Origin of the sequence: Salifodinibacter halophilus, assembly GCA_012999515.1 — a bacterium.
Lineage (GTDB): Bacteria > Pseudomonadota > Gammaproteobacteria > Nevskiales > Salinisphaeraceae > Salifodinibacter > Salifodinibacter halophilus.
Genome location: JABEEB010000191.1, coordinates 1 through 278, shown reverse-complemented (window position 1 = coordinate 278; position 278 = coordinate 1). Strand labels below are relative to the sequence as shown.

At 55.0% G+C, this 278-nt stretch carries 1 protein-coding gene; it reads left to right on the top strand.

From position 1 onward, the window contains the following. Nucleotides 1-129 precede the first annotated feature (129 nt). Nucleotides 130-278 (top strand): hypothetical protein (locus HKX41_11270; protein ID NNC24711.1); only part of this gene is annotated, 149 nt, incomplete at its 3' end.

Genomic DNA, 278 nt, shown 5'->3' with positions numbered 1-278 from the left:
GGAAAGTCGAACCGACCGAGTTAATCGACGGACTGCGGCGGTGTCTATCGAGAATTTAATAAACAGAAGTTGAGTTTACATCTCATGCGAGGGAAACGTTGAAACCGCGACGCAGTATAACGTTCTTCCATGAACGTAGATGACGTCGACAGTATCACCGTTCTCGGAGCGGGCAACATGGGCCACGGCATCGCGGAGGTCGCGGCGCTCGCCGGCTACGACGTCGTCCTGCGCGACATCGAAGACGAGTTCGTCCAGCAGGGCTACGACAAAATCGA